General features: G+C 69.9%; 24 protein-coding genes. 14 read left to right on the plus strand and 10 right to left on the minus strand.

Features of this window, described 5'->3' with window-relative positions; genetic code table 11:
- Position 1: 1 nt before the first annotated feature.
- The 6 genes from EZM51_RS19870 (at position 2) to EZM51_RS19895 (ending at position 6,449) form a co-directional block, all read left to right on the plus strand.
- On the plus strand, positions 2 to 1,066 hold the full coding sequence (locus EZM51_RS19870; protein WP_136710050.1) for an alcohol dehydrogenase catalytic domain-containing protein: 1,065 nt from the start codon (positions 2 to 4) through the stop codon (positions 1,064 to 1,066).
- Entirely contained in the window at positions 1,063 to 2,598 is a 1,536-nt protein-coding gene (locus tag EZM51_RS19875) for a sugar ABC transporter ATP-binding protein (RefSeq protein WP_136710051.1), read from the plus strand. The genes EZM51_RS19870 and EZM51_RS19875 overlap by 4 nt, the downstream gene beginning before the upstream one ends.
- The gene (locus EZM51_RS19880) at positions 2,582 to 3,577 is read left to right on the plus strand and encodes an ABC transporter permease (RefSeq protein ID WP_136710052.1); all 996 of its coding nucleotides are present in this window, start codon (positions 2,582 to 2,584) and stop codon (positions 3,575 to 3,577) included. Before EZM51_RS19875 ends, EZM51_RS19880 begins: the two co-directional genes overlap by 17 nt.
- A 106-nt stretch (positions 3,578 to 3,683) precedes the next feature.
- Positions 3,684 to 4,676 (plus strand): sugar ABC transporter substrate-binding protein, encoded by a 993-nt coding sequence (locus EZM51_RS19885; protein WP_136710053.1) that lies wholly within the window; start codon positions 3,684 to 3,686, stop codon positions 4,674 to 4,676.
- An 81-nt stretch (positions 4,677 to 4,757) separates the two neighbouring features.
- On the plus strand, positions 4,758 to 5,540 hold the full coding sequence (locus EZM51_RS19890; RefSeq protein WP_136710054.1) for an SDR family NAD(P)-dependent oxidoreductase: 783 nt from the start codon (positions 4,758 to 4,760) through the stop codon (positions 5,538 to 5,540).
- An 18-nt stretch (positions 5,541 to 5,558) separates the two neighbouring features.
- Positions 5,559 to 6,449, plus strand: coding sequence for a sugar phosphate isomerase/epimerase family protein (locus tag EZM51_RS19895; protein ID WP_136710055.1), 891 nt, complete (start codon positions 5,559 to 5,561; stop codon positions 6,447 to 6,449).
- Here EZM51_RS19895 and EZM51_RS19900 read toward each other — a convergent pair.
- The 7 genes from EZM51_RS19900 to EZM51_RS19925 all read right to left on the minus strand — a co-directional run bounded on the left by EZM51_RS19900 (position 6,446) and on the right by EZM51_RS19925 (position 13,003).
- Positions 6,446 to 7,705 (minus strand): MFS transporter, encoded by a 1,260-nt coding sequence (locus EZM51_RS19900; RefSeq protein ID WP_248305754.1) that lies wholly within the window; start codon positions 7,703 to 7,705, stop codon positions 6,446 to 6,448. The genes EZM51_RS19895 and EZM51_RS19900 overlap by 4 nt on opposite strands.
- 41 nt (positions 7,706 to 7,746) lie before the next feature.
- Positions 7,747 to 8,373, minus strand: coding sequence for an aldehyde dehydrogenase family protein (locus EZM51_RS21290; RefSeq protein WP_282568157.1), 627 nt, complete (start codon positions 8,371 to 8,373; stop codon positions 7,747 to 7,749).
- Positions 8,270 to 9,358: an aldehyde dehydrogenase family protein gene (locus EZM51_RS21295; protein ID WP_211196002.1), complete on the minus strand. Its 1,089-nt coding sequence runs from the start codon at positions 9,356 to 9,358 to the stop codon at positions 8,270 to 8,272. Before EZM51_RS21295 ends, EZM51_RS21290 begins: the two co-directional genes overlap by 104 nt.
- A gap of 98 nt (positions 9,359 to 9,456) precedes the next feature.
- Positions 9,457 to 10,410 carry a VOC family protein gene (locus EZM51_RS19910; protein ID WP_136710056.1) on the minus strand — a complete coding sequence of 318 codons (954 nt, stop codon included), beginning with the start codon at positions 10,408 to 10,410 and terminating at the stop codon, positions 9,457 to 9,459.
- Positions 10,411 to 10,486: 76 nt separating this feature from the next.
- Entirely contained in the window at positions 10,487 to 11,566 is a 1,080-nt protein-coding gene (locus EZM51_RS19915) for a 4-oxalomesaconate tautomerase (protein WP_136710057.1), read from the minus strand.
- On the minus strand, positions 11,553 to 12,257 hold the full coding sequence (locus EZM51_RS19920; RefSeq protein ID WP_136710058.1) for a 4-carboxy-4-hydroxy-2-oxoadipate aldolase/oxaloacetate decarboxylase: 705 nt from the start codon (positions 12,255 to 12,257) through the stop codon (positions 11,553 to 11,555). The genes EZM51_RS19915 and EZM51_RS19920 overlap by 14 nt, the downstream gene beginning before the upstream one ends.
- Positions 12,254 to 13,003: a PIG-L deacetylase family protein gene (locus EZM51_RS19925; protein WP_211196003.1), complete on the minus strand. Its 750-nt coding sequence runs from the start codon at positions 13,001 to 13,003 to the stop codon at positions 12,254 to 12,256. The genes EZM51_RS19920 and EZM51_RS19925 overlap by 4 nt, the downstream gene beginning before the upstream one ends.
- Positions 13,004 to 13,163: 160 nt before the next feature.
- Here EZM51_RS19925 and EZM51_RS19930 point away from each other — a divergent pair, with 160 nt between their 5' ends.
- A complete protein-coding gene (locus EZM51_RS19930; protein WP_136710060.1) occupies positions 13,164 to 14,567 on the plus strand; it encodes an aminomethyltransferase family protein in 1,404 nt (467 codons plus the stop codon).
- 120 nt (positions 14,568 to 14,687) lie between these two features.
- Positions 14,688 to 15,386, plus strand: coding sequence for a GTP cyclohydrolase I (gene folE / locus EZM51_RS19935; RefSeq protein ID WP_248305755.1), 699 nt, complete (start codon positions 14,688 to 14,690; stop codon positions 15,384 to 15,386).
- Here the strand turns inward: folE and EZM51_RS19940 are convergent.
- The gene (locus tag EZM51_RS19940; RefSeq protein ID WP_248305756.1) at positions 15,361 to 16,059 is read right to left on the minus strand and encodes a GntR family transcriptional regulator; all 699 of its coding nucleotides are present in this window, start codon (positions 16,057 to 16,059) and stop codon (positions 15,361 to 15,363) included. The two genes, folE and EZM51_RS19940, sit on opposite strands and share 26 nt — an antisense overlap.
- A 105-nt stretch (positions 16,060 to 16,164) precedes the next feature.
- Here EZM51_RS19940 and EZM51_RS20750 point away from each other — a divergent pair, with 105 nt between their 5' ends.
- Complete coding sequence (locus tag EZM51_RS20750; RefSeq protein WP_169054012.1) at positions 16,165 to 16,962, plus strand: DUF1932 domain-containing protein; 798 nt, start codon at positions 16,165 to 16,167, stop codon at positions 16,960 to 16,962.
- 18 nt (positions 16,963 to 16,980) lie between these two features.
- On the opposite strand, the gene EZM51_RS19955 is transcribed toward EZM51_RS20750, so the two are convergent.
- Together EZM51_RS19955 and EZM51_RS19960 are read right to left on the minus strand one after the other, a co-directional pair.
- Complete coding sequence (locus EZM51_RS19955; RefSeq protein WP_136710062.1) at positions 16,981 to 18,099, minus strand: 5-methyltetrahydropteroyltriglutamate--homocysteine S-methyltransferase; 1,119 nt, start codon at positions 18,097 to 18,099, stop codon at positions 16,981 to 16,983.
- Between the two features lie 50 nt (positions 18,100 to 18,149).
- A complete protein-coding gene (locus EZM51_RS19960; protein WP_136710063.1) occupies positions 18,150 to 19,028 on the minus strand; it encodes an IclR family transcriptional regulator in 879 nt (292 codons plus the stop codon).
- A 335-nt stretch (positions 19,029 to 19,363) separates the two neighbouring features.
- Here EZM51_RS19960 and EZM51_RS19965 point away from each other — a divergent pair, with 335 nt between their 5' ends.
- The 5 genes from EZM51_RS19965 to EZM51_RS19985 are packed head-to-tail and all read left to right on the plus strand — an operon-like array spanning position 19,364 to position 24,061.
- Entirely contained in the window at positions 19,364 to 20,146 is a 783-nt protein-coding gene (locus EZM51_RS19965) for an ABC transporter ATP-binding protein (protein ID WP_136710064.1), read from the plus strand.
- Positions 20,133 to 20,843 carry an ABC transporter ATP-binding protein gene (locus tag EZM51_RS19970; RefSeq protein WP_136710065.1) on the plus strand — a complete coding sequence of 237 codons (711 nt, stop codon included), beginning with the start codon at positions 20,133 to 20,135 and terminating at the stop codon, positions 20,841 to 20,843. Before EZM51_RS19965 ends, EZM51_RS19970 begins: the two co-directional genes overlap by 14 nt.
- A gap of 4 nt (positions 20,844 to 20,847) precedes the next feature.
- The gene (locus EZM51_RS19975) at positions 20,848 to 21,729 is read left to right on the plus strand and encodes a branched-chain amino acid ABC transporter permease (RefSeq protein ID WP_136710066.1); all 882 of its coding nucleotides are present in this window, start codon (positions 20,848 to 20,850) and stop codon (positions 21,727 to 21,729) included.
- Positions 21,729 to 22,802: a branched-chain amino acid ABC transporter permease gene (locus EZM51_RS19980; RefSeq protein ID WP_136710067.1), complete on the plus strand. Its 1,074-nt coding sequence runs from the start codon at positions 21,729 to 21,731 to the stop codon at positions 22,800 to 22,802. The genes EZM51_RS19975 and EZM51_RS19980 overlap by 1 nt, the downstream gene beginning before the upstream one ends.
- Positions 22,799 to 24,061 (plus strand): ABC transporter substrate-binding protein, encoded by a 1,263-nt coding sequence (locus EZM51_RS19985; RefSeq protein WP_136710068.1) that lies wholly within the window; start codon positions 22,799 to 22,801, stop codon positions 24,059 to 24,061. Before EZM51_RS19980 ends, EZM51_RS19985 begins: the two co-directional genes overlap by 4 nt.
- Positions 24,062 to 24,092 lie beyond the last annotated feature (31 nt).

The raw sequence follows: 24,092 nt of genomic DNA on the forward strand, positions 1-24,092 counted from the left end.
CATGAGAACAGTCGCCGTCACGAAGATCGGCAGCCTCCGCGATCCCGACGAGGACGCGCGCGGCCAGATCGGCGTGGTCGACTTCCCCGAGCAGCCGCTCGGGCCCGAGGACGTCCGCGTCCGCGTGGCCTACGCCGCCATCTGCGGGTCCGACCCGCACCTGGCCGAGGGCTTCTTCGGCACCGACGTGCCGATCGGGCTCGGCCACGAGGTCTCGGGCGTGATCGAGGCGCTCGGCGAGGCCGCGCACCGCAACGGCCTGCGGGTGGGCGACCGGGTCGCCGGCAACTTCCTGCGCTTCTGCGGCACCTGCCGGGCATGCCGTGACGGCCGGCAGCAGTTCTGCGAGTACATCCAGGAGTACAACCGGCCGGGCATGGCCGAGACCGTCACCTGGCACGAGTCGCAGGTCTACCGGCTCCCCGATGACGTGTCGCTCCTGAGGGGATGCCTCCTTGAACCGACCTCGGTCGCCGTGCGCATCGCCGACAAGACGAACATCAGGGTGGGCGACCGCGTCGCCGTCTGCGGCGGCGGTCCCATCGGGCAGCTCGCCCTGCAGGTCATGCGCATGCACGGCGCGACCTCGCTCACGATGATCGAGCCGATCGCCGAGCGACGCGAGATGGCGCTGCGCCACGGCGCGGAGTTCGCGATCGACCCGATCGGCGAGGACCAGGACGCACGAGCGGCCGAGATCACGGGCGGCCTCGGGTACGACGTCGTGATCGACGCATCCGGTTCGACCCGTGCCGTTCGCGGGCTGCTCGACCTCGCGGCCAGGGGCGGCACCGTCGTCTACGGCGCCATGTACCCGGCCGACTTCGAGATGCCGCTCAATCTCTCGGACTTCCTGTACCTGAAGGAGCTGACGCTCACCGGCGTCTTCATCTCGCCGTACACATTCCCGCGCGCGCTGCAGGTCCTGCCGCACCTCGACGTGGACGAGCTCACGCAGACCGTCTTCGACCTGGAGGACGCTGCCGAGGCCTTCGCCGTGCACGTGAGCGGGGCGCATCCGAAGGTCGTCATTCGCTGCAACGACCTGGAGGGGAGCGCATCATGACGGTGACCGACCAGACCACCACCGTGGTCCCCGCGCTGGAAGCTCGCGACATCGTCAAGCGCTTCGATGGCGTGCACGCGCTGAACGGCGCCCAGCTGTCGGTGCGGCCCGGCGAGATCCACGCCCTGCTCGGCGAGAACGGCGCCGGCAAGTCGACCCTGATCAAGGTGCTCACCGGCGTCTATGCGCCCGATTCCGGAACCCTCTGGCGGGACGGCGAAGAAGTGGAGTTCCCCAACGTGCGCGTCGCCAACCGCGCCGGAATCGTCGCCCTGTACCAGGAACTGTCCATCGTCCCGACGATCAGCGTCGCCGAGAACATCCTGCTCGGCGAGCAGATCCCCTCGCGTGGCGGGGTCGTGCAGTGGCGCGCCCTGCGTCGTCGCGCTCGGGAACAGCTGAACCGCATCCATCAGAAGATCTCGCTGAGCAGGCTCGCCGGAGAACTGTCGCCGGTGCAGCAGACCATGGTCGCGTTCGCTCGTGCACTGGCCACCGACGCTCGCGTGCTCATCCTCGACGAGCCGACCGCATCGCTGACCGACACGGAGATCAGCGAGCTGTTCACGGTGCTCCGGAGCCTGCGCGATGAAGGCGTCGCGATCCTCTACGTATCGCATCGTCTCGAGGAGGTGTTCGAGCTCTGCGATCGCCTCACGGTCATGCGCAACGGCGAGACCATCGTCACGAAGGACGTCGCCGATTCCCACATCGACGAGGTGATCTCCAGCATGGTCGGCCGCTCGGCGGGCGAACTGTACCCCGACCGGACCACCGTCACGACCGAGGTGGCCCTCGAGGTGGCGAACCTCGACGGTCGGCGCGTCAAGGACGTCTCGTTCACGGCGCACACGGGTGAGGTGCTCGGCATCGGCGGCCTGGCCGGCTCCGGTCGCAGCGAGCTCCTGCGGATCCTGTCCGGAGCCCAGAAGCACACCGCCGGGACCATCACGGTCGGCGACACGACGCTTCCGCACTCACCGGGCGTGGGTCGGGCACTCGATGCCGGGATCGCGCTCGTGCCGGAGGAGCGTCGGACCCAGGGCGTCATCCTCGGGGCGACGATCCGCGACAACATCGCGCTGGCGAACATCCCGGCCGTCAGCTCGTTCGGCGTGGTCGACGGCGCGCGCATCACCGACATCGTCCGCAAGGGCATGGCCGACCTGAAGATCAAGGCGCGGAGCCAACGGCAGCCGGTGGGTGAGCTCTCCGGCGGCAACCAGCAGAAGGTCGTGCTGGCCAAGATGCTGGCCCGGAAGCCGAAGATCCTGCTCATGGACGAACCGACGCGAGGCATCGACGTCGGCACGAAGGCGGAGATCTACCGGTTGATCCGCGAGCTCGCCGCCGGGGGCACGACGGTCGTCGCCGTCAGCTCCGAGCTTCCGGAGCTCATCGGCATGAGCGACCGGGTGCTCATCATGCACGAGGGGCGGATCTCGGGCGAGGTTCGCGCCGACGAGGCGGACGAAGAAATGCTGCTGGCGTACTGCTACGGAAAGGCTGAGACCGATGACCACGACGCGTAACCCCGGGCTGGAGGATCCCACCGACGTTCGAGCGATTCCTCGCCGTTCGGTGGGGCAGACGCTCCTGGCGTCCGGCACGGTGCTCGCCCTGATCGCCCTGATCGTCTTCTTCTTCGCGATGCGCCCCGACGTCTTCCTCGGGTTCACGAACGTGAGGAACATCCTGTACCAGGTGGCCATCCTGGCGATCATCTCGGGAGCCCAGACGATCGTCATGGTCGTCGGCGACTTCGACCTCTCGGTCGCGGCGACGTCGGCCCTCGCCGGCGCGGTGGCATCGTCCATGATGCTGGGCGGCACTCCCGTGCCCGCGGCGATCCTCGTCGGACTCGCGGTCGGGGTGCTCGTCGGCCTCGTGAACGGCGTGCTCGTCGCCTATCTCAACCTGTCGGCCTTCGTGGCCACCCTGGCGACGCTGACCTCCGTGACCGGGCTCGCGTTCCTCGTGACCGAAGGCACGACCCTGTTCAAGATGCCCGAGGAGTTCAACAACCTCGGCCAGGGGCGGTTCCTGCAGATCCCACTGCCGGTCTTCATCGCCACGGGCATCTCCCTGATCCTGTGGGCGCTCCTCAAGTACACGACGCTCGGGCGCCGGTGGTACGCCACCGGCGGCAACGCCGAGGTCTCGAGGCTCTCGGGCGTCAACGTGCGACTCGCCCGACTGCTGGCATTCACCGTGGCGGGGCTGGTCGCCGCCATCGGCGGAATCCTGCTGGCGGCACGACTGGGCAGCGCGAGCGCCGTGCAGGGTGAGGACAACCTGTTGTTCTCGGTCGCCGCCGTGTTCCTGGGAATGACCGTCGTCCGGTCGGGCGCGGCGAACATCATCGGCACCCTGGTGGGCGTCGCGATCATCGGCGTGATGAGCAACGGCCTCAACATCCTGGGCGTCAACTCGTACGTCCAGCAGGTCGTCACCGGATTGATCATCATCGCCGCGGTGACGCTGTCATCCCTCAAGACGCGCGAGAGATAGCTCTCGCCCACGATCACCCGGGCGGTGCACCCACCCGGGCCACCCGAATACCGCACTCACAACACCGCAACACCGCAACACCGCAATCACAACAAGGGAGTTACTCATGCGAAAGACATTCAGGGCGACGGTGGTGCTCGCCGCGGCTGCAGCTCTAGCACTGACCGGATGCACGACCGGTGGCGGCACCGGCGGCGACAACGGCGGCGACGACGGGACGTTCCGTGTCATCGCGTTCACGTCGGGCAACCAGACGCCGGTCGGCGCGTGGTGGGTCAAGGCCGTCGAGGCCAAGGCCGACGAGCTCGGCTGGGATCTGACCATGATCCAGGGCGACTTCGACTTCCAGAAGATGAACCCGGCGGTGGAGAGCGCGATCGGCCAGGGCGCCGACGCGATCTTCAACGGCTACACCGATGTGGCGTCGATCCAGTCGATCGTGACCGCCGCGCGGGATGCCGAGATTCCGATGTTCGCGATGGACGCCGGCACCGAGCCGACCGACGCGTACGTCCTCAACGTCACGACCGACCAGCAGGGCATCGTCGACCAGACCGTCGGAGCGCTCGACGAGGCGCTCGGCGGCCTCGACGGCAAGACGGTCATGGTCATCGGCCACGACCCGCACGCGGGAATCCGGATGCGTTCCGCCCTCGCGGTGGAGGCGCTGGAGGAGGCCGGCGCCACCATCGCCGGCGGCGACATGCAGAAGGTCCAGTCGCCCGCGACCGGCCGCACCGAGACACTGGCGTTCGTCGCCGACTTCATGTCGGCGAACCCGGGCGCCCTGGACGGCGTGTGGGCCGGCTGGGACGACGCGGCGCTCGGTGCCGCACAGGCGATCACCGAAGCGGGCGAGGCCGGCAAGGTGACCGGCGTCGACGCCGTGAGCGAGGCCATCGCGCAGATCCAGGCCGGCGGAGCGATGCTGGCGACCGTCGAGCAGCCGTGGCCGTCGATCCTCGACCAGGTGATCGCGGCCATGGTGGCCTACCAGGAGGACGGCACGCTCCCCGACGAGAACTTCGAGGCGGCGGCGACCACCCTGGTCACGGCTGAGAACGCGGCGGACATCACGCCGTCGGACAAGTTGGAGTAGTCCGACTCGAGTCCCCTCGCGGTGGGGCGGGGACCTCCCGCCCCACCGCGCTGACCGTCAACCTCAGAAGGAAGTCAACTCATGCGTTTGGAAGGCAAAGTCGCCATCATCACGGGCGGCGCCAGCGGAATCGGTCAGGCGACCGTCCTGAAGTTCGTCCGCGAGGGCGCGAAGGTGCTCATCGCCGACCGCGACCTGGCGGGTGCGCAGCGCGTGGTCGCCGAGGTGGAGTCGCTCGGGTTCCCCGGCGCGGCGGCGGCGACCGAGGTCGACGTGTCGGACTTCGGGCAGGTGGAGGCCATGGTGGCCCGCGCCGTCGAGGTGTTCGGCAGGCTCGACGTGATCTTCAACAACGCCGGCATCGCGGGCGGCAAGCCCCTGCTCGAGCACGACCCCGCCATCGACTACGAACCGATGATCCGGGTCGACCAGGACGGCGTCTACTACGGCATCCTCGCCGCCGGACGCCAGTTCCGCGCCCAGGGCACCCCCGGCGTCATCATCAGCACCTCGTCGATCTACGGCGAGCAGGCCGCCGAGCTGTCGTTCACGTACAGCGCGGCGAAGGCCGCGGTCATCTCGTTCACCCGGTCGGCCGCGTACGAGCTCGCCGAGTACGGCATCCGCGCCGTCGCCATCACGCCGGGCCGGGTCGGCACCGCGATCATCAACCAGTTCAGCGACGAGCTGAAGGCGACCTTCGCCTCCGAGCAGCTGCGCAACACGATGACGGCCCCGTCGGAGATCGCCGACGTCGTCGCGTTCCTCGCCTCCGATGAGGCCAACGCGATCAACGGCACGGTCGTGCACGTCGACGACGGCTATTCCGTCTTCAAGCAGCGACTCGACCTGCCCGTCTTCTAGCGACCGAGGGAGACATCCGTGAACGCCGATCTCGACGTCGCCTGCCATCTCAACGTGGTGGTGGCGGATGCCGCCCCCGCTCGTCTCGGCGCCGCGCTCGACGCCCTGGCTGCCGTCGGGTACCGCCGCGTCGTGCTGCCGCCGCTCGATCCGGAGGCCACGGATGCCGCGGCCCTCGCCCGGGCGTTCGCCGAGCGGGGACTCGCGCCCATCACGATCGCCGGCCAGATGCCCGACGCGGATGTCTCGTCGGCCGACCCCGAGGTGCGGGCCGCCGGCGCCGCGATGCTGCGCGCCGCCCTCGACCTCACGGTCGCGCTCGGCGGCGACCAGATGAACGGCGTGCCGTACGGCCCGTTCGGCGGCCCGACGGCGCCGGTCGCGCGCGACGCGTTCGAGCGCGCCGCCGCCGAGGTCGGGCGGGTCGCCGACGAAGCCCACGAGCGCGGCGTCACCATGACGTTCGAGGTGCTCAACCGGTACGAGACCGCGGTCGTCAACACCGCCGCGCAGGCGATGGAGTTCGTCGCCGCCAGCGGTTCCGACCACCTGCGGATCCACCTCGACACGTTCCACATGGCCGTCGAGGAGGCCGACCTCGGTGCGGCGATCCGCACCGCGCTGCCGAAGCTCGGGTACCTCGAGCTCGGCCAGTCGGGCCGCGGCGCGCTCTCATCGGGCGCGGTCGACGTCGCCGGGGTCGTGCGGCAGGCGCTCGACGACGGGTACCGCGGACGCTGGGGCGTCGAAGCCTTCTCGCGGTCGGTGCTCGACGCGCCGGTCGCCGACATGCTCGCCATCTGGCGCACGCCCTACGACGACGGACTCGCGCTCGCCGTCGACGCGCTGCACGTGATCGACGCGGGGTGGGCGGCCGGTGCGGCCGGCCGCACCGCGAGCCGCGCCTAACCCGCCACGCGCTCCGGGCGTGCGCCGGCCTCCGCGTGCCGGTCGCGCCCGACGAACACGCCGACCAGGGCCTGCGCCAGCAGCGTGAGCACCACGAGGAGGAACGGCACGAGCCATCCGCCCGTCAGGGTCAGCAGCCCGCCGAACGCGATCGGGCCGACCGCCGCGATCGCGTAGCCGCCCGACTGCGCCATGCCCGAGAGCCGGCCCGCGGCGACGGCCGAGCGGGCGCGCAGCCCGAACAGCGTGAAGGTCATGGAGAGCGAGGCGCCGCTGCCGAGTCCGCAGAGGATGACCCATCCGACGAACACGTCGGGCACCGTGACGAGGCCGACGACGCCGACCGTGCCGACCAACGGGATGAGCGCGGGAGTCCACCGCGCGAGCCGGGGCGCCCGGAGCAGGAACGGGACGACGAGCGAGCCGATGAGCGAGCAGATCTGCAGCAGCATCACGTCGATGCCGGCGACCACCTCGGAGCGCCCGAGCGTGAGCGCGAAGGGGGCGAGCCAGGTGACCAGCATGTAGAACCACATCGCCTGGAAGCCCATGTAGGCGAGCACCAGCCAGGCGACCGGGTCGCCCCACATGCCGGCGCGACCGGACACGGGCTCCGACGGGTCGACCGGAGTCCGGCCTCGTTCCCGCTCGCGGTCGGCGGCACCGCGCCGGGTGGCGAGGTGCGCGCCCCAGGCGGCGATCGCCAGCGTCACGAGCGAGCCCGACCAGACGAGCGCCCAGCGCCATCCGATCTCGTCCCCGTCGACGACGACGTGGGAGATCGGCACGACGACGCCCGAGGCCAGGGCGCCGGTGCCGGCGAGGAACGCCGTGAACAACCCGGTCATGCCCGCGAGGCGGTCGGGGAAGTCGCGTCGGATGACGGCGGGCAGCAGCACGTTCACGACGGCGAGGGATGCCCCGATCAGCACGGTGCCGACCCAGAGGTTCACCGCCGATCCGGGCAGCGATCGCCACACGGTGCCGGCCGCGAGGGCGACGAGCGACCACAGGACGGTCTGCGACATCCCGAGCCTGGTGCTCAGTCCGTGCGCGAGCGGCGAGACGACGGCGAACGCGATGAGCGGGATCGCCGCGAGCAGGCCGAGCGCCGCCTCGGTGGTGCCGAGGTCGTCGGCGATCTGGGCCAGGAGCGGCCCGACGCCCGCGATCGAGGCGCGCAGGTTCGCCGCGATGATGAGCACCGCGACGGCGAGGAGAAGGCGCGGATGCCGCACCGCTGACGGTGCCGGCACCCGCGCCTTCCGGCCTTCGGCTCGCCTGTCGATCAGGCGCCTCAGTGGGCCATGGCGGCCAGCGCCTCGGGGTCGATGGTCGCGATCGAGCGGGTGTCCTGGAAGGCGCGGACGCCCTCGATGCCCTGCTCACGGCCGAAACCCGACTGCTTCATGCCGCCGAACGGGGCACGCAGGTCGAGGCGGGTGGCGCCGTGGTCGTTCACCCACACGTAGCCGCAGACCAGCTGCGACCCGACCCGCTGCGCGGCCTCAGGGCTCGCGGTCCAGACGCTGCCGCAGAGTCCGGCCCACGTGTCGTTCGCGGCCGCGACGGCCTCCTCCTCGGTGTCGAACGGGATGATCGGGATGACCGGGCCGAACTGCTCCTGGGTCACCACGCGCAGCGACGGGTCGGGATCGACGACGATCGCGGGGCGGAGGAAGTTGCCGCCCTGCAACTCGGGGTCGCTCGGCAGCTCGCCGAACTCCCGCACGTCGGCGCCGGCATCCTTCGCCTCCTGGATGATCTCCTCGACGAACGCCTTCTGCGCCGACTGGTGCAGCGGACCCATCGTCGTGCCCTCATCCAGCCCGTACCCGATCTTCGCCTGCTCGAGGCGTGCCGACAGTCCGGCGACGAGCTCGTCCATGCGCGATCGGTGCACGTACACGCGCTTCGCGTTCATGCAGATCTGGCCGGTCGTGTCGTAGATCGCGGCGTACAGGCGGTCGAGGTGNCGTGTCGTAGATCGCGGCGTACAGGCGGTCGAGGTGCGTGTCGTCGATGATCGCGTCCTCGAGGAACACCGCCGCGTCGTTGCCGCCGAGCTCGAGCGTCACCCGGGTCAGCGACTTCGACGCCATCTCCATCATCCGCTTGCCGCCGTTGACGCTGCCGGTGAAGCAGACCTTGGCCACATCCTGGCTCGCGATCAGCGCCGACATGTTCGCGTCCTTGCCCGTCACGACGTTGAGGACGCCGGGCGGCAGCTTCTCGGCGACGCGCTGCACCACGCGGGTGGTCGCCAGCGGCGTCGAGGGCGGCGGCTTCACGATGGCGGTGTTGCCGGCGAGCAGGGCGTGCGGCAGCGAGGCGCCGAGGATCGCGATCGGCCAGTTGAACGGCACGATGATCGTGACCGGGCCGATCGACTGGTAGGCCACCTCGGTCGTCACCGGAATGTTCCCGGGAACGACGGGCAGCGTCTTGACCGCATCCACCTCGTCGGCGAGCATCAACGCGAGGTTCCAGCGGATCTCGAACACGAGCGCGTCGACCCAGGACTCCATGCGGATCTTGCCGTTCTCCTGTGACAGGATCGCGGCGTCGGTGTCGCGGTCGTCGGCGATGCCCGCGATCGCCTCGGCCATCTTCGCCGCGCGCTCCTGCGCGGTCAACGCGGACCACGCCGGGTACGCGGCCTTGGCTGCGGCGATGGCATCGGCGACATCCGCCTCGGACGCGGACGCGGCCTCACCGACCGTCACGCCGGGCTTTCCCGGGTCGGCGACCGTCAGCACCTCGTCGGTGAACCGCTCCTCACCGCCGATGTAGAGACCCGTCCTCACACTGGTCGACGTCTGCACGGCGCCTCCGGCCTGCGTGCCCGTGTCGGACGCGGCACCGGATGCGGCATCCGTGCTCACGACGGCGTTCTCCATGTCGCTCATGCGACTCCCCACCTCTCTGTGTTCGGGATTGTGCTCTTCATCCAGTCCATCACGGTTCCGTCGGTTCGGACCCGGTTCGGGCAGATCGTCCGGACGGCTCACTCCTTGACGATCGGCGTCCCGTGCGTGTGGAACGTCTCGATGGTCTTCATGCCCCAGGCCTGGCCCTTCTTGCGTTCCTCCGCCGTCCACTCCACGACGGGCGAGTCGGGGTCCAGCAGCAGTCGGGCGCCGGCGTTGGCGAACTCGATGCGGTTGCCGCCCGGCTCCCAGACGTAGAGGAAGAAGGTCTGGTTGATGGCGTGCTTGTGCGGGCCCGACTCGATGTGGATGCCGTTCTCGAGGAAGATGTCGGCGGCCTTGAGGATGTCCTCGCGGGTGTCGGGGGCGAAGGCGATGTGGTGCAGGCGGTTGCCGTGCTTCAGCCAGTCGTCGGAGTAGACGATGTCGTACGACTTGTTGTTGAAGTGGAACCACCACGCGGCGAAGCCGCCCTCGTCGAGCGCGATGCGCTCGCTCTCGCGGCCGCGCAGTGCCGTCTCGACGAATTCGCCGTTGGCCACGACGTCCTTCGCGAGGTAGTTGATGTGGTCGAGTCGGCGCGCGTTCACGCCCCGGCCGGGGAACGCCGAGGCCTGGTTCTTCAGCGCCGGCTTGTCGTCGGTCGCGACGTACCGCTCGGTCTCGTAGTAGATGCCCATGGTGTGGCCGTCGGGGTCGCGGAACATGTAGGTCGGGCCGACCCCGACCTCGCCGTCCACCCAGCCCTCGCCGAGTCCGGTCTCCTCGATGGCGGCGACCCGACGCTCGAGCGCCTCCTGGCTGGTCGTGCGGAAGGTGGTGCGGCCGACCCCTGCGTCGTCGGATGCCGTGAGCTTGATCGTGTAGAGCTGGTACTCGTCCCACGTGCGGAGGAAGACCGAGTCGCCCTCCTCGGCGACGACCCGCATGGCGAGCAGGTCGCGGAAGAACCAGAGGCTCTTGTCGAACGTGGGGGTCAGCAGCTCGACGTTGCCGAGGTGGGCGACGTCGAACGAGGTGTAGTCGGTCATTTTCAGGTGTCCTCTCTGAGAGACGGGGTCGGGTGCGGCGTCATAGCCGGGGCCTGCGTCATAGCCGGGGCCTGCGTCATAGCCGGGGCCTGGCGAAGACGGTGCCGTCGAAGATCTTGCGGGCGGTGCGAAGCGAGGTCGAGGTGCCGCGCCACACGCCGTCGTCGTCGCGCGCGACTCGGATGCGAGCGGGGAACGAGCCGGTCGGGTGCTCGATGTCGAAGGGGCGCCCCTCCTCCGGGAGCGCCGCGAACTCGGACCCGACGGCGCCCGGCATGCCGACGCCGGCCGCGACGGATGCCGCCATCAGCACGCCGATCGACGAGTGCACGCGGGCCGGGATGAACCCGCGGGTGCCCACCACGCCGCCGTGTCGCGGCGGGGAGAGCAGGAACATCTTCGGCACGGTCTGGTCGGTCACGTCGCCGAGGCCCATGAGCCGGCCGGCCTCGAGCCGGATCTCCTCGACCGCCCGGCGGAGGTCGGGGCGCGATTCGAGCTCGTCGGGCGACTCGTCGCCGTCGACGCCGAAGTCGTCGGCACGCAGCAGCACGACCGGCATGCCGTTGTCGACCATGGTGACGCGGTGCCCGGCGATCTCGTCGACGACGTTCCCCGTGGGCAGCAGGGGCTTGTCGCCCGCGGCCATCTCGAGGTCGACGGGGCACGCGGTGCCGGGCACGCCGTCGATGGCGGCGTCGCCGTCGTAGTCGGGGCGGCCGCCGGGCGTCGCGAAGACGGCCGTCGCGACATCCCCCGTGTTCACGAGCCGGATGCGGACCGTCGTCGTGGGGTCGCCCGCGGGCACGAGTCCGCGCTCGACCGCGAACGGGCCGACGCCCGCGAGCAGGTTGCCGCACGTCTGGGCGGTGCTCACGGTCGGCTGGTCGACGACCACCTGCAGGAACAGGTAGTCGACGTCGATGTCGGGCGCCTCCGAGCGGGAGACGACGGCGACCTTGCTGGTGAGCGGATGCGCCCCGCCGAGCCCGTCGATCTGCTTCGGGTCGGGGCTCCCCATGATGCGCAGCATCAGGTCGTCGCGCTCGAGCGGGTCGGCCGGGACATCCCCGGCCAGGAAGTACGCGCCCTTGGAGGTGCCCCCGCGCATGAGCATGCACGGGATGCCGTCGTGCACCGGGTCAGCGGCGACCATCGTCGTATTCCGCCTGCGTGAGGTGGCGCACGCCCAGCGCATCGAGGACCGGGCGCAGCCCGTTGACGTCCATCGAGATCTCGCCCGCCTCGTACCTCGCGCGGTTCGCGGCTTCCTTCGCCGTGCGGGCGCGCGCCGCGTCGAGGGCCTCGGCCGCTCGCTCGCGCGGCACGACGGTGACGCCGTCGTCGTCGGCGACGACCACGTCGCCAGGGTTCACGACCACGTCGCCGAGGATCACGGGCACGTTCACCGAGCCGGCGGTGTCCTTGACGGTGCCCTGCGAGCTGACGTGGGCGGTCCACACGGGGAATTCCATCTCGCGCAGCTCGGCCGTGTCGCGCACGCCGCCGCTGGTCACGTAGGCGCGAACGCCGCGCACCTGCATCTGGGTCGCCATCAGCTCGCCGATGAACCCGTACGCCGAATCGGTCGTGGGCACGACGACGATCACGTCGCCGTCGCCGGCCTGCTCGATCGCCACGTGCACCATCAGGTTGTCGCCGGGCGCGGTCTGCACCGTCACGGCGGAACCGGCGATGGCGGCACCCTGCTGGATCGGGCGGATGCGCGGGCCCGCGTAGCCGATGCGACCGAGCGCCTCGTGCACGGTGGCCGAACCGAACCCGGCGAGCGCGTCGACGACGTCGCGGTCGGCCCGCCGGATGTCGGTGACGACGATGCCGGTCATCCGAGCACGCTCGTCACCTGCGGGAAGAACCGCATGTAGGCCTCGCCCATCGTCTCGTGCGGCAGGCCGAGGTTCGGGCCGGCGTTGCGCTTCACCTGCACGCCGCGGCGCACGGCGAGGTCGGTGTAGTACGACCACATGTGCTTCTGGGCCGGCAGGCACTCCATCGCCTTGCGCTTGAGCGGGAACGCCTCGGTGATGTCGAGCAGCACGTCGGGCTTGAAGTCGCACTGCTCCGGCTGGTGCGGCTCGAAGAAGAAGACGGGAGGCGCCCCGATGATGTCGTCCTTGGAGGGGAATGAGCCGTCGGCGTTCGCCACGCCGATCGCCTGGGCGAGCACGCGCGCCTCGAGCGCCATGCGCGCCGCCGCGGGGTGGTCGCCGTTGTACGGGTCGGTGAGCGTGTGCGTGAGCACGACCGTGGGCTGCACGCGCCGGTACACGTCGACGAGCTTCGCGACCGCCTCTGGGCTCTCGCGCAGCGGGTAGTCGCCGAGGTCGAGGAACTCGATCTCGGCGCCGAGCTCGGCGGCGGCCGCTTCGGCCTCGTCACGGCGGATCTGCTTGATCTCGTCGAGGCTCTTGCCCTGCAGCCACTGGCTCGCGGACTCGCCGCGTTCGCCGTAGGAGAGGCACGCGATCACCGCACGTTCGCCACGTTGCGTCGCCGCGGCGATCGCGCCGCCGGCCCGCCACACGAAGTCTCCCGCATGAGCACTGATGACCAGAAGGGTGTTCGCTGCCATAGGGACTCCAACCTCTCGATGCGCCATCAGTGAATCACAGCTCTGGCGGAATGGTCAACATTATGTCTACAATCTTGGCGACCGGATAACTCTGGACATAGGGAAATTCCCCCCGTACCATCGCGGACAGACGCAGGACAAGGAAGTCGAGGATCACGACATGGCCAGCAATCTTCAGGAGCTGCTCGACGAGAAGGGCAACGTCGTCGAGATGCTGCGCAACTCGCAGCTCGGCACGTACATCTACCCCGTCGTGCCCTCGGAATTCACGAACTGGCGCCGTGAGCAGAAGGCCTGGCGCGAGACCGCCGTGCTCTACGACCAGTCGCACCACATGGTGAACTTCTTCGTGAAGGGCCCCGACGCCCTCAAGCTCCTCGCCGAGACCGGCATCAACGGCTTCCAGAACTTCCCGGTGAACACCGCGAAGCAGTTCGTGCCCACCGCGTCCAACGGCGGCGTGATCGGCGACGGCATCCTGTTCCACGAGGCCGAGAGCGAGTACGTCTACGTCGGCCGGGCCCCCGGTGCGAACTGGCTGCAGTTCCACGCCGAGACGGGCGGCTACGACGTCGAGTTCACCTACGACGACCGGTCGCCCTCGCGCCCCTACGGCGAGGCCGTCAGCCGCCAGTACTACCGGTTCCAGATCCAGGGCCCGAACGCGTGGCAGATCATCGAGAAGCTCAACGGCGGCCCCCTCGAGCAGGTGAAGTTCTTCCACATGGGCTACCTCACCATCGCCGGCGAGCAGGTGCGCACGCTCCGCCACGGCATGGCGGGCGCCCCCGGCCTCGAGATCTGGGGTCCCTACGAGCAGCACGGCAAGATCCGCGACGCCGTGCTCGAGGCCGGCGCCGAGTTCGGCATCGAGCCCTGCGGCTCGCGTGCCTACTCGTCGAACACCCTCGAGTCGGGCTGGATCCCGTCGCCGCTGCCGGCCGTCTACTCGAGCGAGGCCGAGCGCGCCTACCGCGAGTGGCTCCCCGCGAACAGCTACGAGGCGATCAACGCGCTCGCGGGTTCGTTCGTGTCGCAGAACATCGAGGACTACTACCTCAACCCGTGGGAGCTCGGCTACGGCTCGTTCGTGAAGTTCGACCACGACTTCATCGGCCGTGACGCGCTCGAGCAGATCGACGCCTCGCAGCAGCGCAAGAAGGTCACCCTCGCGTGGAACGACGAGGACCTCGCCGCGATCTGGACCTCCTTCCTCGACCGCGACCGCCCGGGCGCCCAGTTCTTCGACCTGCCGAACGCGAACTACGGCTCGTCGAACTACGACTCCGTCGTCGACGCCGACGGCACCGTCGTGGGCCTCTCGCTCTTCACGGGCGTCACGGCGAACGAGCGCCGCGGACTCTCGCTCGCGACCGTCGACCCGAACGTCGAGATCGGCACCGAGGTGCGCGTCATCTGGGGCGAGCCCGACGGCGGCAGCAGGAAGACCACGGTCGAGCCGCACGAGCAGTTCTCCGTGCGTGCCGTGGTGAGCCCGGTGCCCTACGCGGTGACCGCGCGCACCGAGTACCACGGCGGCTGGCGCACCGCCGGCGTCGCCTGAGCGCCGACAACGCCCGACTCCTGCCGCCCCTGCCGATTCGTCGGCAGGGGCCGCTGGTTCGATACCTCGATGCACGAGGACACCCGCCGAGACATCCGACCGTCACCGTGGAGGCAGACCGTGAATCCAGATGCTGCGCGCCGGGCGGTGCGAGATCTGCTCCTCGCGCTGGGCGAGGACCCCGACCGTCCCGAGCTCGCCGACACGCCGCGACGGGTCGCCGAGAGCTTCGCCGAGCTGCTGTCGGGGTCGGAGGTCGACGCCGCCGGCCTCATCCGGGCCCTTCCGGGCGAGGGCATCGCCGACGGTGAGGCCATCGTGGTGTCGCGCCTCTCGTTCCGTTCGATGTGCGAGCACCACCTCCTCCCCTTCCGAGGCACGGCGCACGTCGTCTACGCGCCCGACGAGAAGGTGGCCGGGTTCGGGTCGTTCGCGCACGTGCTCGACGTGCTGGCGGCGCGCCTGCAGGTGCAGGAGCGCCTCACCGGGCAGCTCGCCGACGCGGTCGAATCGGCCCTCGATGCCCGCGGCGTCCTGGTGGTGGTCGAGGCGTCGCACGGATGCCTCAGCGACCGCGGCGCCCTGCAGGCCGACGCCCGGGCCGTCACGATGGCGAGCCGGGGCCTCTACCGCGATGCCGCCCGGCGCGACGAGGCACTGCGCCTCATCCCCGTGACCGGCCGGGAGTCGCACACCGGTGGGCGGATCACGGATGCCGCGGGCATGCCGACACCCGGCGGCGACGTGCTCACCGGCGCCGCACGACGGGCGCCGGGCTCACGCAACCCTAGGATCAGAGTTCGCGCAACGCGTCGATGACGCTGCTGAGGTGACTGCGCACGGCCCGTTCGGCACGGTCGGGGTCCCGCGCGACGACGGCGTCGATGATCTCGGCGTGCTGGAGCACCGAGACCTTCGCCCGCTGCAGCCGCGACGACAGCTTGAACTGGTGGCGCACGCTCTGGGCGTGCAGCCGGGCGAGCACGTCGGATGCGGTGGCGTGGCGGCTGAGCTCGCGGATGCGCAGGTCGAGGTATTGGTTCAGGCGCGAGTACTCCATGAGGTCGCCCTCCGCGACCGATTCGGACATGTCGTCGCGGAGGCGCTCGAGGGCGGCGGCATCCTCGTCCGTGAGGTTGAGGGCCGCCTTGGCGGCGCACAGTCCCTCGACCCCCATGCGCACCTCGATGATCTCGATGGCCTCGTCGAGGGAGATGGCACGAACACGCGAGCCACGGTTCGGAAGGCGCTCCACGAGCCCCTCGCTCGCGAGCTCCAGCAGCGCCGTGCGCACCGTCGCCCGGCTCGCCGAGAACGTCGAGCTGAGGTCGGCTTCGATGAGCCGCTGGTTCGGCGCGTACTCGCCGCGGATGATCGCGTCGCGGATCAGGTCGGTCACGCGCGCGTCGGCGGAGCCGGCGGCGTCGTTCGCGGCCGCGCCGGTCGCATCGCTCACCCCCGCGGCCGGAGATTCCTGGACCGTCATCGACATGCGCACACACTCTCTCCCGAATCGCCGGACCTCGGAATCGGGCCTGGGCGCCAACCACTATTGTCTACAATATTACGAGCAACAGCCGGTCAAGGGAGTTCCACTGTGCGCGTCGCCGTGCTGGGTCTTGGGGAAGCGGGCCGGATCTACGCCGCCGACCTCGCCGAGCGGGGCTCCGTGGTCACGGCGGCCGACCCCGTCGCGACCACCGCGCCGCCCGGTGTCACGCTGGCATCCGGCACACCCGAGGCCGTTCGCGGTGCCGACGTCGTGCTGAGCCTGGTGGGCGGGGTCTCCGCGGCATCCGCCCTCGATTCGGCCCTTCCCGAGCTGGTCTCGGGGAGCGTCTACGCCGACATGAACACCGTCGAGCCCAGCGAGAAGCGCCGGCTCGCGGAGCGCGCGGCCGCACGGGGAATCCCGTTCGTCGACGTCGCGATCCTTGCCCCGGTGCCGCGTGCACGCCTCGCGACCCCGCTCGCGTTGAGCGGCACGGGCGCCGCGCGGCTGCAGTCGCTCCTCGACGGCCTGCAGGTGCCGACGACCCTCGTCGGCGCCGAGGCCGGCGACGCCGGCGGGCTCAAGCTCCTTCGCAGCGTCTTCATGAAGGGGCTCGCCGCCCTCGTCTTCGAGAGCGTCACGGCGGCCCGCGCGATCGGCGCCGAGGACTGGGTCATCGACCAGATCGCCTCGGAGCTCGGGCCGTCGGGCCACGCCCTCGTGCGGCGACTGCTCGAGGGAACCCCGGTGCACGCCGTGCGACGCGAGGCCGAGATGCGCGACGCGCTCGCGTTCCTCGAGGCGCTCGGCGCGGCCCACCCGATGACCGACGGCGCCATCGAGTGGCTGCACGCGCTCGCCGGCGAGCCCGACGCGGGCCCCGCGGCATCCGACCCCTCGTAGCGGCCGGACGCCCCATCCCTACGCGTCGGCCCACACCTCGTTCGCCAGGGCGACCACGGCCTCGATCTTCGCCCACTGCTCGTCCTCGGTGAGCACGTTGCCCTCCTCGGTCGAGGCGAACCCGCACTGCGGGCTGAGCGCGAGCTGCGCGATCGGGACGATCGCGGCGGCCTCGTCGATCCGGCGACGGATCTCGTCGTGGTCCTCGAGGGTGCCGGTCTTGGTGGTGATCAGCCCGAGCTCGACGACCTTGTCGCCCTCGGGGAGGAAGCGAAGCGGCTCGAAGCCGCCGGCCCGCTCGCTGTCGTACTCGAGGAAGTAGCCGTCGAAGTCGCACTCCCCCAGCAACTGCTCGGCGACCGGCTCATAGCCGCCCGACGAGATCCAGGTCGAGCGGAAGTTGCCGCGGCAGACGTGCGTGGTGATCACCATGTCGTCGGGCTTGTCGCGCAGCGAGGCGTTGATGAGCGCCGCATAGCGCTCCGCGAGGTGATCGGTGCGGATGCCGCGATCCGCCGCCTTGGCGAGCTCCTCCTCCGAACAGAGGTACGCCCACGCGGTGTCGTCGAACTGGAGGTAGCGGCATCCGGCGTCGTAGAACGCCTGCACGGCCTCACGGTAGGTGCGCGCGAGGTCCTCGAAGATGTCCTCGTGGCCGGAGTACTGCGAGCCCTCGAGGGCGTCGCGCTCGAGGCGGAAGTCGAGCACGGTCGGCGCGGGGATGCTGAACTTCGGCACGACCCCGGCCCGCTCGGCCACGGGCTTGAGAAACCGGAAGTGCTCGAGCATGGGGTGGTCGGCCGGGAACCCGACCGGCCCGTCGATGTGCAGCCCGCGCGGACGGGTCTGCACGCCCTGGAACTGGATGCCGTGGTCGATCTCGACGACGTTCACGCCGTCGAGCATGCCGAAGAAGTCGAAGTGCCACCACGACCGCCGGAACTCGCCGTCGGTCGCGAGCTTCAGGCCGGCGGCGGCCTCGCGCTCGACGAGCCGCTCGATGGCGGCGTCCTCGACCGCTCGGAGGCCGGCGGCATCGAGATCCCCGGCGGCGTGACGCGCTCTGGCGTCCTTGACCTCCTCGGGACGGAGGAAGCTGCCGACGATGTCGGCGCGGAACGGAGGGTTCACAGACATGACCCAACCCTAATCCGCCGTCCTCCGAAGTCGAGCGGGGTTGCGCCGGATTACGGCTCGTGCGAACCGGCACCGGCCGGCGACAGCGACTCGAGGTACTCCATCGACCGCACCGACGACGCGACCAGCGGGCGGAACCGCCCGCCGGGCGTGGCCGCGGGATGCCCCGTCGGCAGGTACGCGGCCCGCATGGCGCCCGAGATCTCGCGGGCGGCGTGGGCGAGCAGCTCCACGTGGCCGAGCGCGGAGGTGCCGTCGTTCGGCACGACGACCGAGAGCGCCGCGATGACGTCCTGATGGGCGCCGTGCACCGGAACGGCGATGCCTCGCGATTCCGCGTGGATGTGCCCGTCGGTGACCGCCCAGCCGTCGGCGCGCACCCGGCGGAGCGCCTCGCGGAGTTGCTCCGGTGTCTGGATGGTGTCGTCGTTGTAGCGCGCGAGCGGGGTGCTGAGCACCTGTTCCAGCAGCTCGGGCCCGGCGTGCGCGAGCAGCACGAGTCCGCTGGACGAGACGTTCAGGGGGAGGCGACCCCCGATGAGCGTCGCGTTGATCACGGCGTCGCGGGCCGAGAGCCGATCGAGGAAGACCACCTCGGTGCCGCTCAGCACCGCGAGCTGCACGTGCTGGCGCACGCGCGCGTGCACCTGCTGCAGCCACGGACGCGCGATCTCGCGAAGGCCCAGGGCGCCGGGGGTGCGGCACGCCAGCTCCCAGAGCCGCACGCCGAGCCGGTAGGTGAGGTCGGGCATCCGCTCGAGCAGGCCCTCGCGCTCGAGCTCGGAGACGAGGCGGTGCGTGGTCGAGAGCGCGAGTCCCGCGCGTTCCGAGATCGCCGAGAGGGTCAGGAACGGCTCGGATGCCTCGAACGCGCCGAGCACCCGAAGGTGCTTGCTGAGCACCGACTCGCCATTGGATGCGCGCGCCATCGCAGGACTCCCCTCGGTCGATCAACGCCCGTTCGCGTCCTCCATGATACCGCGGCTCTTTCCGTTCAACGGAACTCCGGGACGGATCCCTCGGGCGCGGACGTACGGTGGGATCTCGGCCGCACGGCGGACGCAGAAAGCCCGGGCGCGACGCCGCACGGTGAGGCGCATCTGTCAAGAGCAGTTTCCGCCACGTGATGGTCTCGATTCGATATCATCGCCGATTCTCGTTTCCAAAATCGTTGACAATCTCGTTCTCGATCCGTAGCGTCGGTTTCGTGCGGTCGTGAACGATCGCGTCAGTCCCGAGCAATGATGCGACAGGAAGGTGCAGGATGGCCGCACGCCTGAGCCTCCACGACGTGAGCCTCCACTTCGGCGGCGTCCGGGTGCTCCAAGAGGTCAGCTTCGACGTCGAGCCCGGCGTGATCTTCGGGCTCGTCGGCCCGAACGGCGCCGGCAAGACCTCGCTGTTCAACTGCATCAGCGGGCACTACAAGCCGAGCGCCGGATCGATCACGATCGACGGCACCGAGGTCGTCGGCCTCGCGCCGTCTCGTCTCGCCCGCCTCGGCCTGGCCCGCACCTTCCAGCATCCGGCCCTCCAGCTCGAGGCGACCGTGCTGCAGAACGTGCTCCTCGGCGGGCACACCCGCCTGCCGGGCGACCCCGCCTCGTGGTCGCTGCGCCTGCCGTTCACCGGCCGCTCCGAGCGCGACATCCGTGCCGAGGCCCTCGAGCTGCTCGAGCGCGCCGGCCTCGGCTGGGCCGCCCACCTTCCCGCCGACGAGCTCTCGCACGGCCTGCACAAGGGCGTCGAGCTGTGCCGCGCGCTGCTCATGAAGCCGGCGCTGCTGCTGCTCGACGAGCCCGCGGCCGGCCTCTCGCACGCCGAGGTCGAGCACCTCATCGAGACCGTGCGGCGCATCCGCACCGAGGAGGACATCACGGTCGTGATCGTGGAACACCACATGGGCCTCATCTCGGCCCTCACCGAGCGCGTCGTCGTGCTCGATCACGGCGCGAAGCTCATGGAGGGCACCGCGGCCGAGGCGCAGTCCGACCGGCGCGTCATCGAGGCCTACATCGGAAAGGACGCCGCCGATGACGCTGCTTGAGCTCACCGACGTGACGGCCTCGTACGGACCGGTGCGGGTGCTCGAGGGCGTCTCGCTCAGCGTTCCCGAGGGGGGTGCGGTGGGCATCCTCGGCGCGAACGGCGCCGGCAAGACCACCACGCTCCGCGCGATCAGCGGCACGGTGCGCACCGGCGGCCGCATCACGTTCGACGGACGCAACATCCGCGGCTCGCGTCCCGACAAGGTCGCCTCGCTCGGCATCGCGCACGTTCCCGAAGGACGCGGCACCCTCGCGCAGTTGAGCGTGCGCGAGAACCTGCGGGTCGGGGCGTACCTGCGCAAGGATCGCAAGGCGATCGCGACCGACCTCGACTACTGCCTCGACCTCTTCCCGCAGCTGAAGGACCGCATCAACTCCCGGGCCGCCGCACTGTCGGGCGGCGAGCAGCAGATGCTCGCCGTCGGCCGGGCGTTCATGGCGAAGCCCCGCCTCCTGTTGCTCGACGAGGCGTCGCTCGGCCTCGCGCCGAGCACGGCCAAGGCGGTGTACGCGGCCATCCGACGGCTCCGGCAGGAGTCGGGCATCGCGATGCTCGTCGTCGAGCAGAACGCCAACCTCGCCTTCACCCTCGTCGACACGGCGACCGTCCTCGAGACGGGACGCAACGTCCTGACCGGCTCGGCCGACGAGCTCAAGGGCATGGACGAGATCCGACGCGCCTACCTGGGGGGCTGAGACCGTGGATACCTTCATCCAACTCGTCGTCGACGGTCTCTCGACCGGATCGATCTACGCCGCCCTCGCCCTCGCCATCGTGCTCGTGAATCAGGCGACCGGGCTCATCAACTTCGCCCAGGGCGCCATGGCGGTGCTGTCCGCGTACATCGCCTACGCGTTCACGCAGGCGGGACTGCCCGTGCTGCTCTCCATCCTCCTGGCCGTCGTGATCTCGTTCGTCATGGGCGCCGTGGTGGAGCGCTTCCTGATGCGCCGATTCGAGCGCGGCGACCCCGACACCGCCGTCGTCGTGACCATCGGCCTGCTGACGCTCATCACGGGCATCGCAGCGTGGCTGTGGGGGTACAACAACCGCCAATTCCCGTCGCTGTTCCCGCTGTCGAGCGTCGAGATCCTCGGCGCGGTCGTGAGCGTCCGCTCGATCGCCACGACGCTGACGATCGTCGCGATCATGATCGTGCTCCAACTGCTCTTCCTCCGCACCAAGCTCGGGCTCGCCCTGCGCGCGGTGGCCGACAACCCGTCATCGGCGGCCTTCTCGGGCCTCCCGGTCGGACGGCTGCTGATGGTCGGCTGGGGTCTCGCCGCCGGCCTCGGCGCGATCGCCGGCTCGCTCGTGGCGCCGCAGCTCACCCTCACCCCGGGCATGATGGACACGGCGCTGGTCTACGCGCTGGCCGCGGTCATCCTCGGCGGCCTCTCGAGCCCGCTCGGCACCGTCGTCGCGGCCTGGATGATCGGCATCCTCGAGAACCTCGCCGCCGTCTACGTGCCGTTCATCGGGCACGACCTGAAGATCGCGGTGCCGTTCATCCTGATCTTCGTGATCCTCGTCGTCCGTCCTCAAGGCCTGTTCGGGCGGAAGGTCGTGGTGCGCGTCTGATGAACAGGTTCTCGACCCTCATGCGCAACCGGTGGGTGCAGCTCGGCCTCGTCGTCGTGGTGGCGGCGCTCCTCCTCTATGCGCCCCTGGTGCTCCCCGTCTTCGCCAACCAGACCCTCATCCGCATCGGCGTCTACGCGGTGGCCGTGCTCGGGCTGAACCTCATCATGGGCTACGCCGGCCAGGTGAACCTCGGGCAGATCTTCTTCGTCGGCCTCGGCGCCTACGTCGCCGCGTACGGCGTCAACCAGGATTGGAACATCCTCGTGGTGTTCATCGCGTCCCTGGTGGTGCCCGGGGTGGTCGGCCTGCTCATCGCGCTCGCAGCGGCGCGGCTCGGCGGGCTCGCGATCGCCATGGTCACCATCGCGCTCCCGATCGTCGGCGTGCCACTGGCGAAGCGCCTGTCCGACTTCACCGGCGGATCGCAGGGCACGTCCGCGAGGTTCTCGAGCGCACCCGACTGGACGGGCCTCTACAACGACCAGTGGCAGTACTACATCGTGCTCGTGGTGGCCGCCGCGGCGTTCATCCTCGCCCGCAACCTGGTGCGCGGGAAGTACGGCCGTGCCTTCACCATCGTGCGCGAGAACGAGGCCGTGGCGTCGTCGATGGGCATCTCGCCGTACCGCTACAAGGTGCTCGCCTTCACGATCGCCTCGATCTTCGGCGGCGCGAGCGGCTTCCTCTACCTCGTCGCCGTGCAGTACACGTCGCCCGAGACGCTCAGCTTCCCCCACTCCATCGGCCTCGTCATCGCCATGGTGATCGGGGGTGCCGGCAGCATCGCGGGATCGCTCATCGGCGGCGCCTACTACGTGCTCGTGCCGCAGCTCACGAACGCGATCGACCCGAGCTTCACCGCGATCAGCCAGGGCGTGATCCTGCTCGCGGTGCTGTTCCTGCTGCCAGGGGGGCTCGTCAGCCTCCCGCGGGTCATCCGCCGGCTCACCCGCCGACGCACGACCCGCTCACCGCAGGGAGATTCCCCGCAGACCACTCCTGCAGAGCCTCCGCCCGCGGACGCCGCGCAGGAGGGACCCGAAAACACAGAGAGGCAGATTCGACCATGAACATTCGAAAGAAGGCAGGTGGCGTCGTCGGCATCGTGGCAATGGCCTCGATCGTCGCGCTCGCCGTCTCGGGTTGCACCACACGCGGCGGTGGCGGCGACGGCGGCGATGGTGCCGCGGCGAGCCCCGGCATCACCGACGAGTCGATCACGCTCGGCGTGTCGACCCCGCTCAGCGGCCCGACGGCCGGTCCCGGAACCTGCACCGTGGCGGGCCTCGAGGCCTACATGGGCGCGGTGAACGCCGACGGCGGCATCGAGTTCGGCGACGGCGTGACCCGCACGGTCGAGATCAACACCTACGACGACACGTACGACCCGCAGAAGGCGCTCGCCAACTTCCAGCAGATGGTCTCCGACGACGTCTTCGCCGCGACATCCGGACTCGGCACGCCGACCAACCGCGCCTGGCGCGAGGCGGCGATCGACGAGGAGTTCCCGCAGGTGCTCATCATGACGGGCGACCCGCTGTTCAGCGACCAGGAGGAGAGCCCCTGGCAGCTCGGGTTCGTGCCGATCTACCAGAACGAGGGTGCCGCCTTCGGTGAGTTGCTCGCCGCGTCCGACGCCGACCACAAGGTCGCGATCCTGTCGCAGAACGACGACTACGGCGCCGGCTACGTCGAGGGCTTCAAGGAGGCCATCGAGGGCGCCGACAACATCGAGGTCGTCGGAGAGCTGACCTACGAGGCGACCGACACGTCGGTCGACGCGCAGCTCACGGAGCTCGCCGCGACCGGTGCCGACGTCTTCTTCAACGCGATGTCGATCACCCCGCTGGTGATCTCGTCGCTGCAGAAGGCGCAGCAGATCGGCTGGCTCCCGAGCTGGTTCCTGCCGTCGAACACCTCGAGCCCGGTCGCGATCCTGGAGCCCGGTGGGGCGACGGCATTCCCGGGCGTCTACTCGGTGTCGTTCTCGAAGGCCCCGCAGAGCCCGGCCTTCGCCGAGGACGAGGATGTCGTGAAGTTCCTCTCCGACCTCAAGGAGTACGCGAACTACCCCGACATGCCCGCGTTCCCGCACTGCATGTGGAGCTACATGATCGGGGCGACGCTCGAGCAGGCGTTCCAGAACATGGAGGAGCCGACGCGCGACAGCTTCATGGAGGCGCTGCGCGACATCTCCGACTTCCAGGCGCCGCTGATGCTCGAGGGCACCGTGGTGAACACCACGGAAGACGGGCAGCCGGCCGTCTCGACGGTGATCGTGCAGAAGTACAACGGCACGGGTTACGCCCCGGCCGAGACCTTCGGCTGATATGTAGCTTCGTTTGTCAAGTGGGCAGGGT

Source organism: Agromyces sp. H66 (genome assembly GCF_004959775.1).
GTDB lineage: Bacteria > Actinomycetota > Actinomycetes > Actinomycetales > Microbacteriaceae > Agromyces.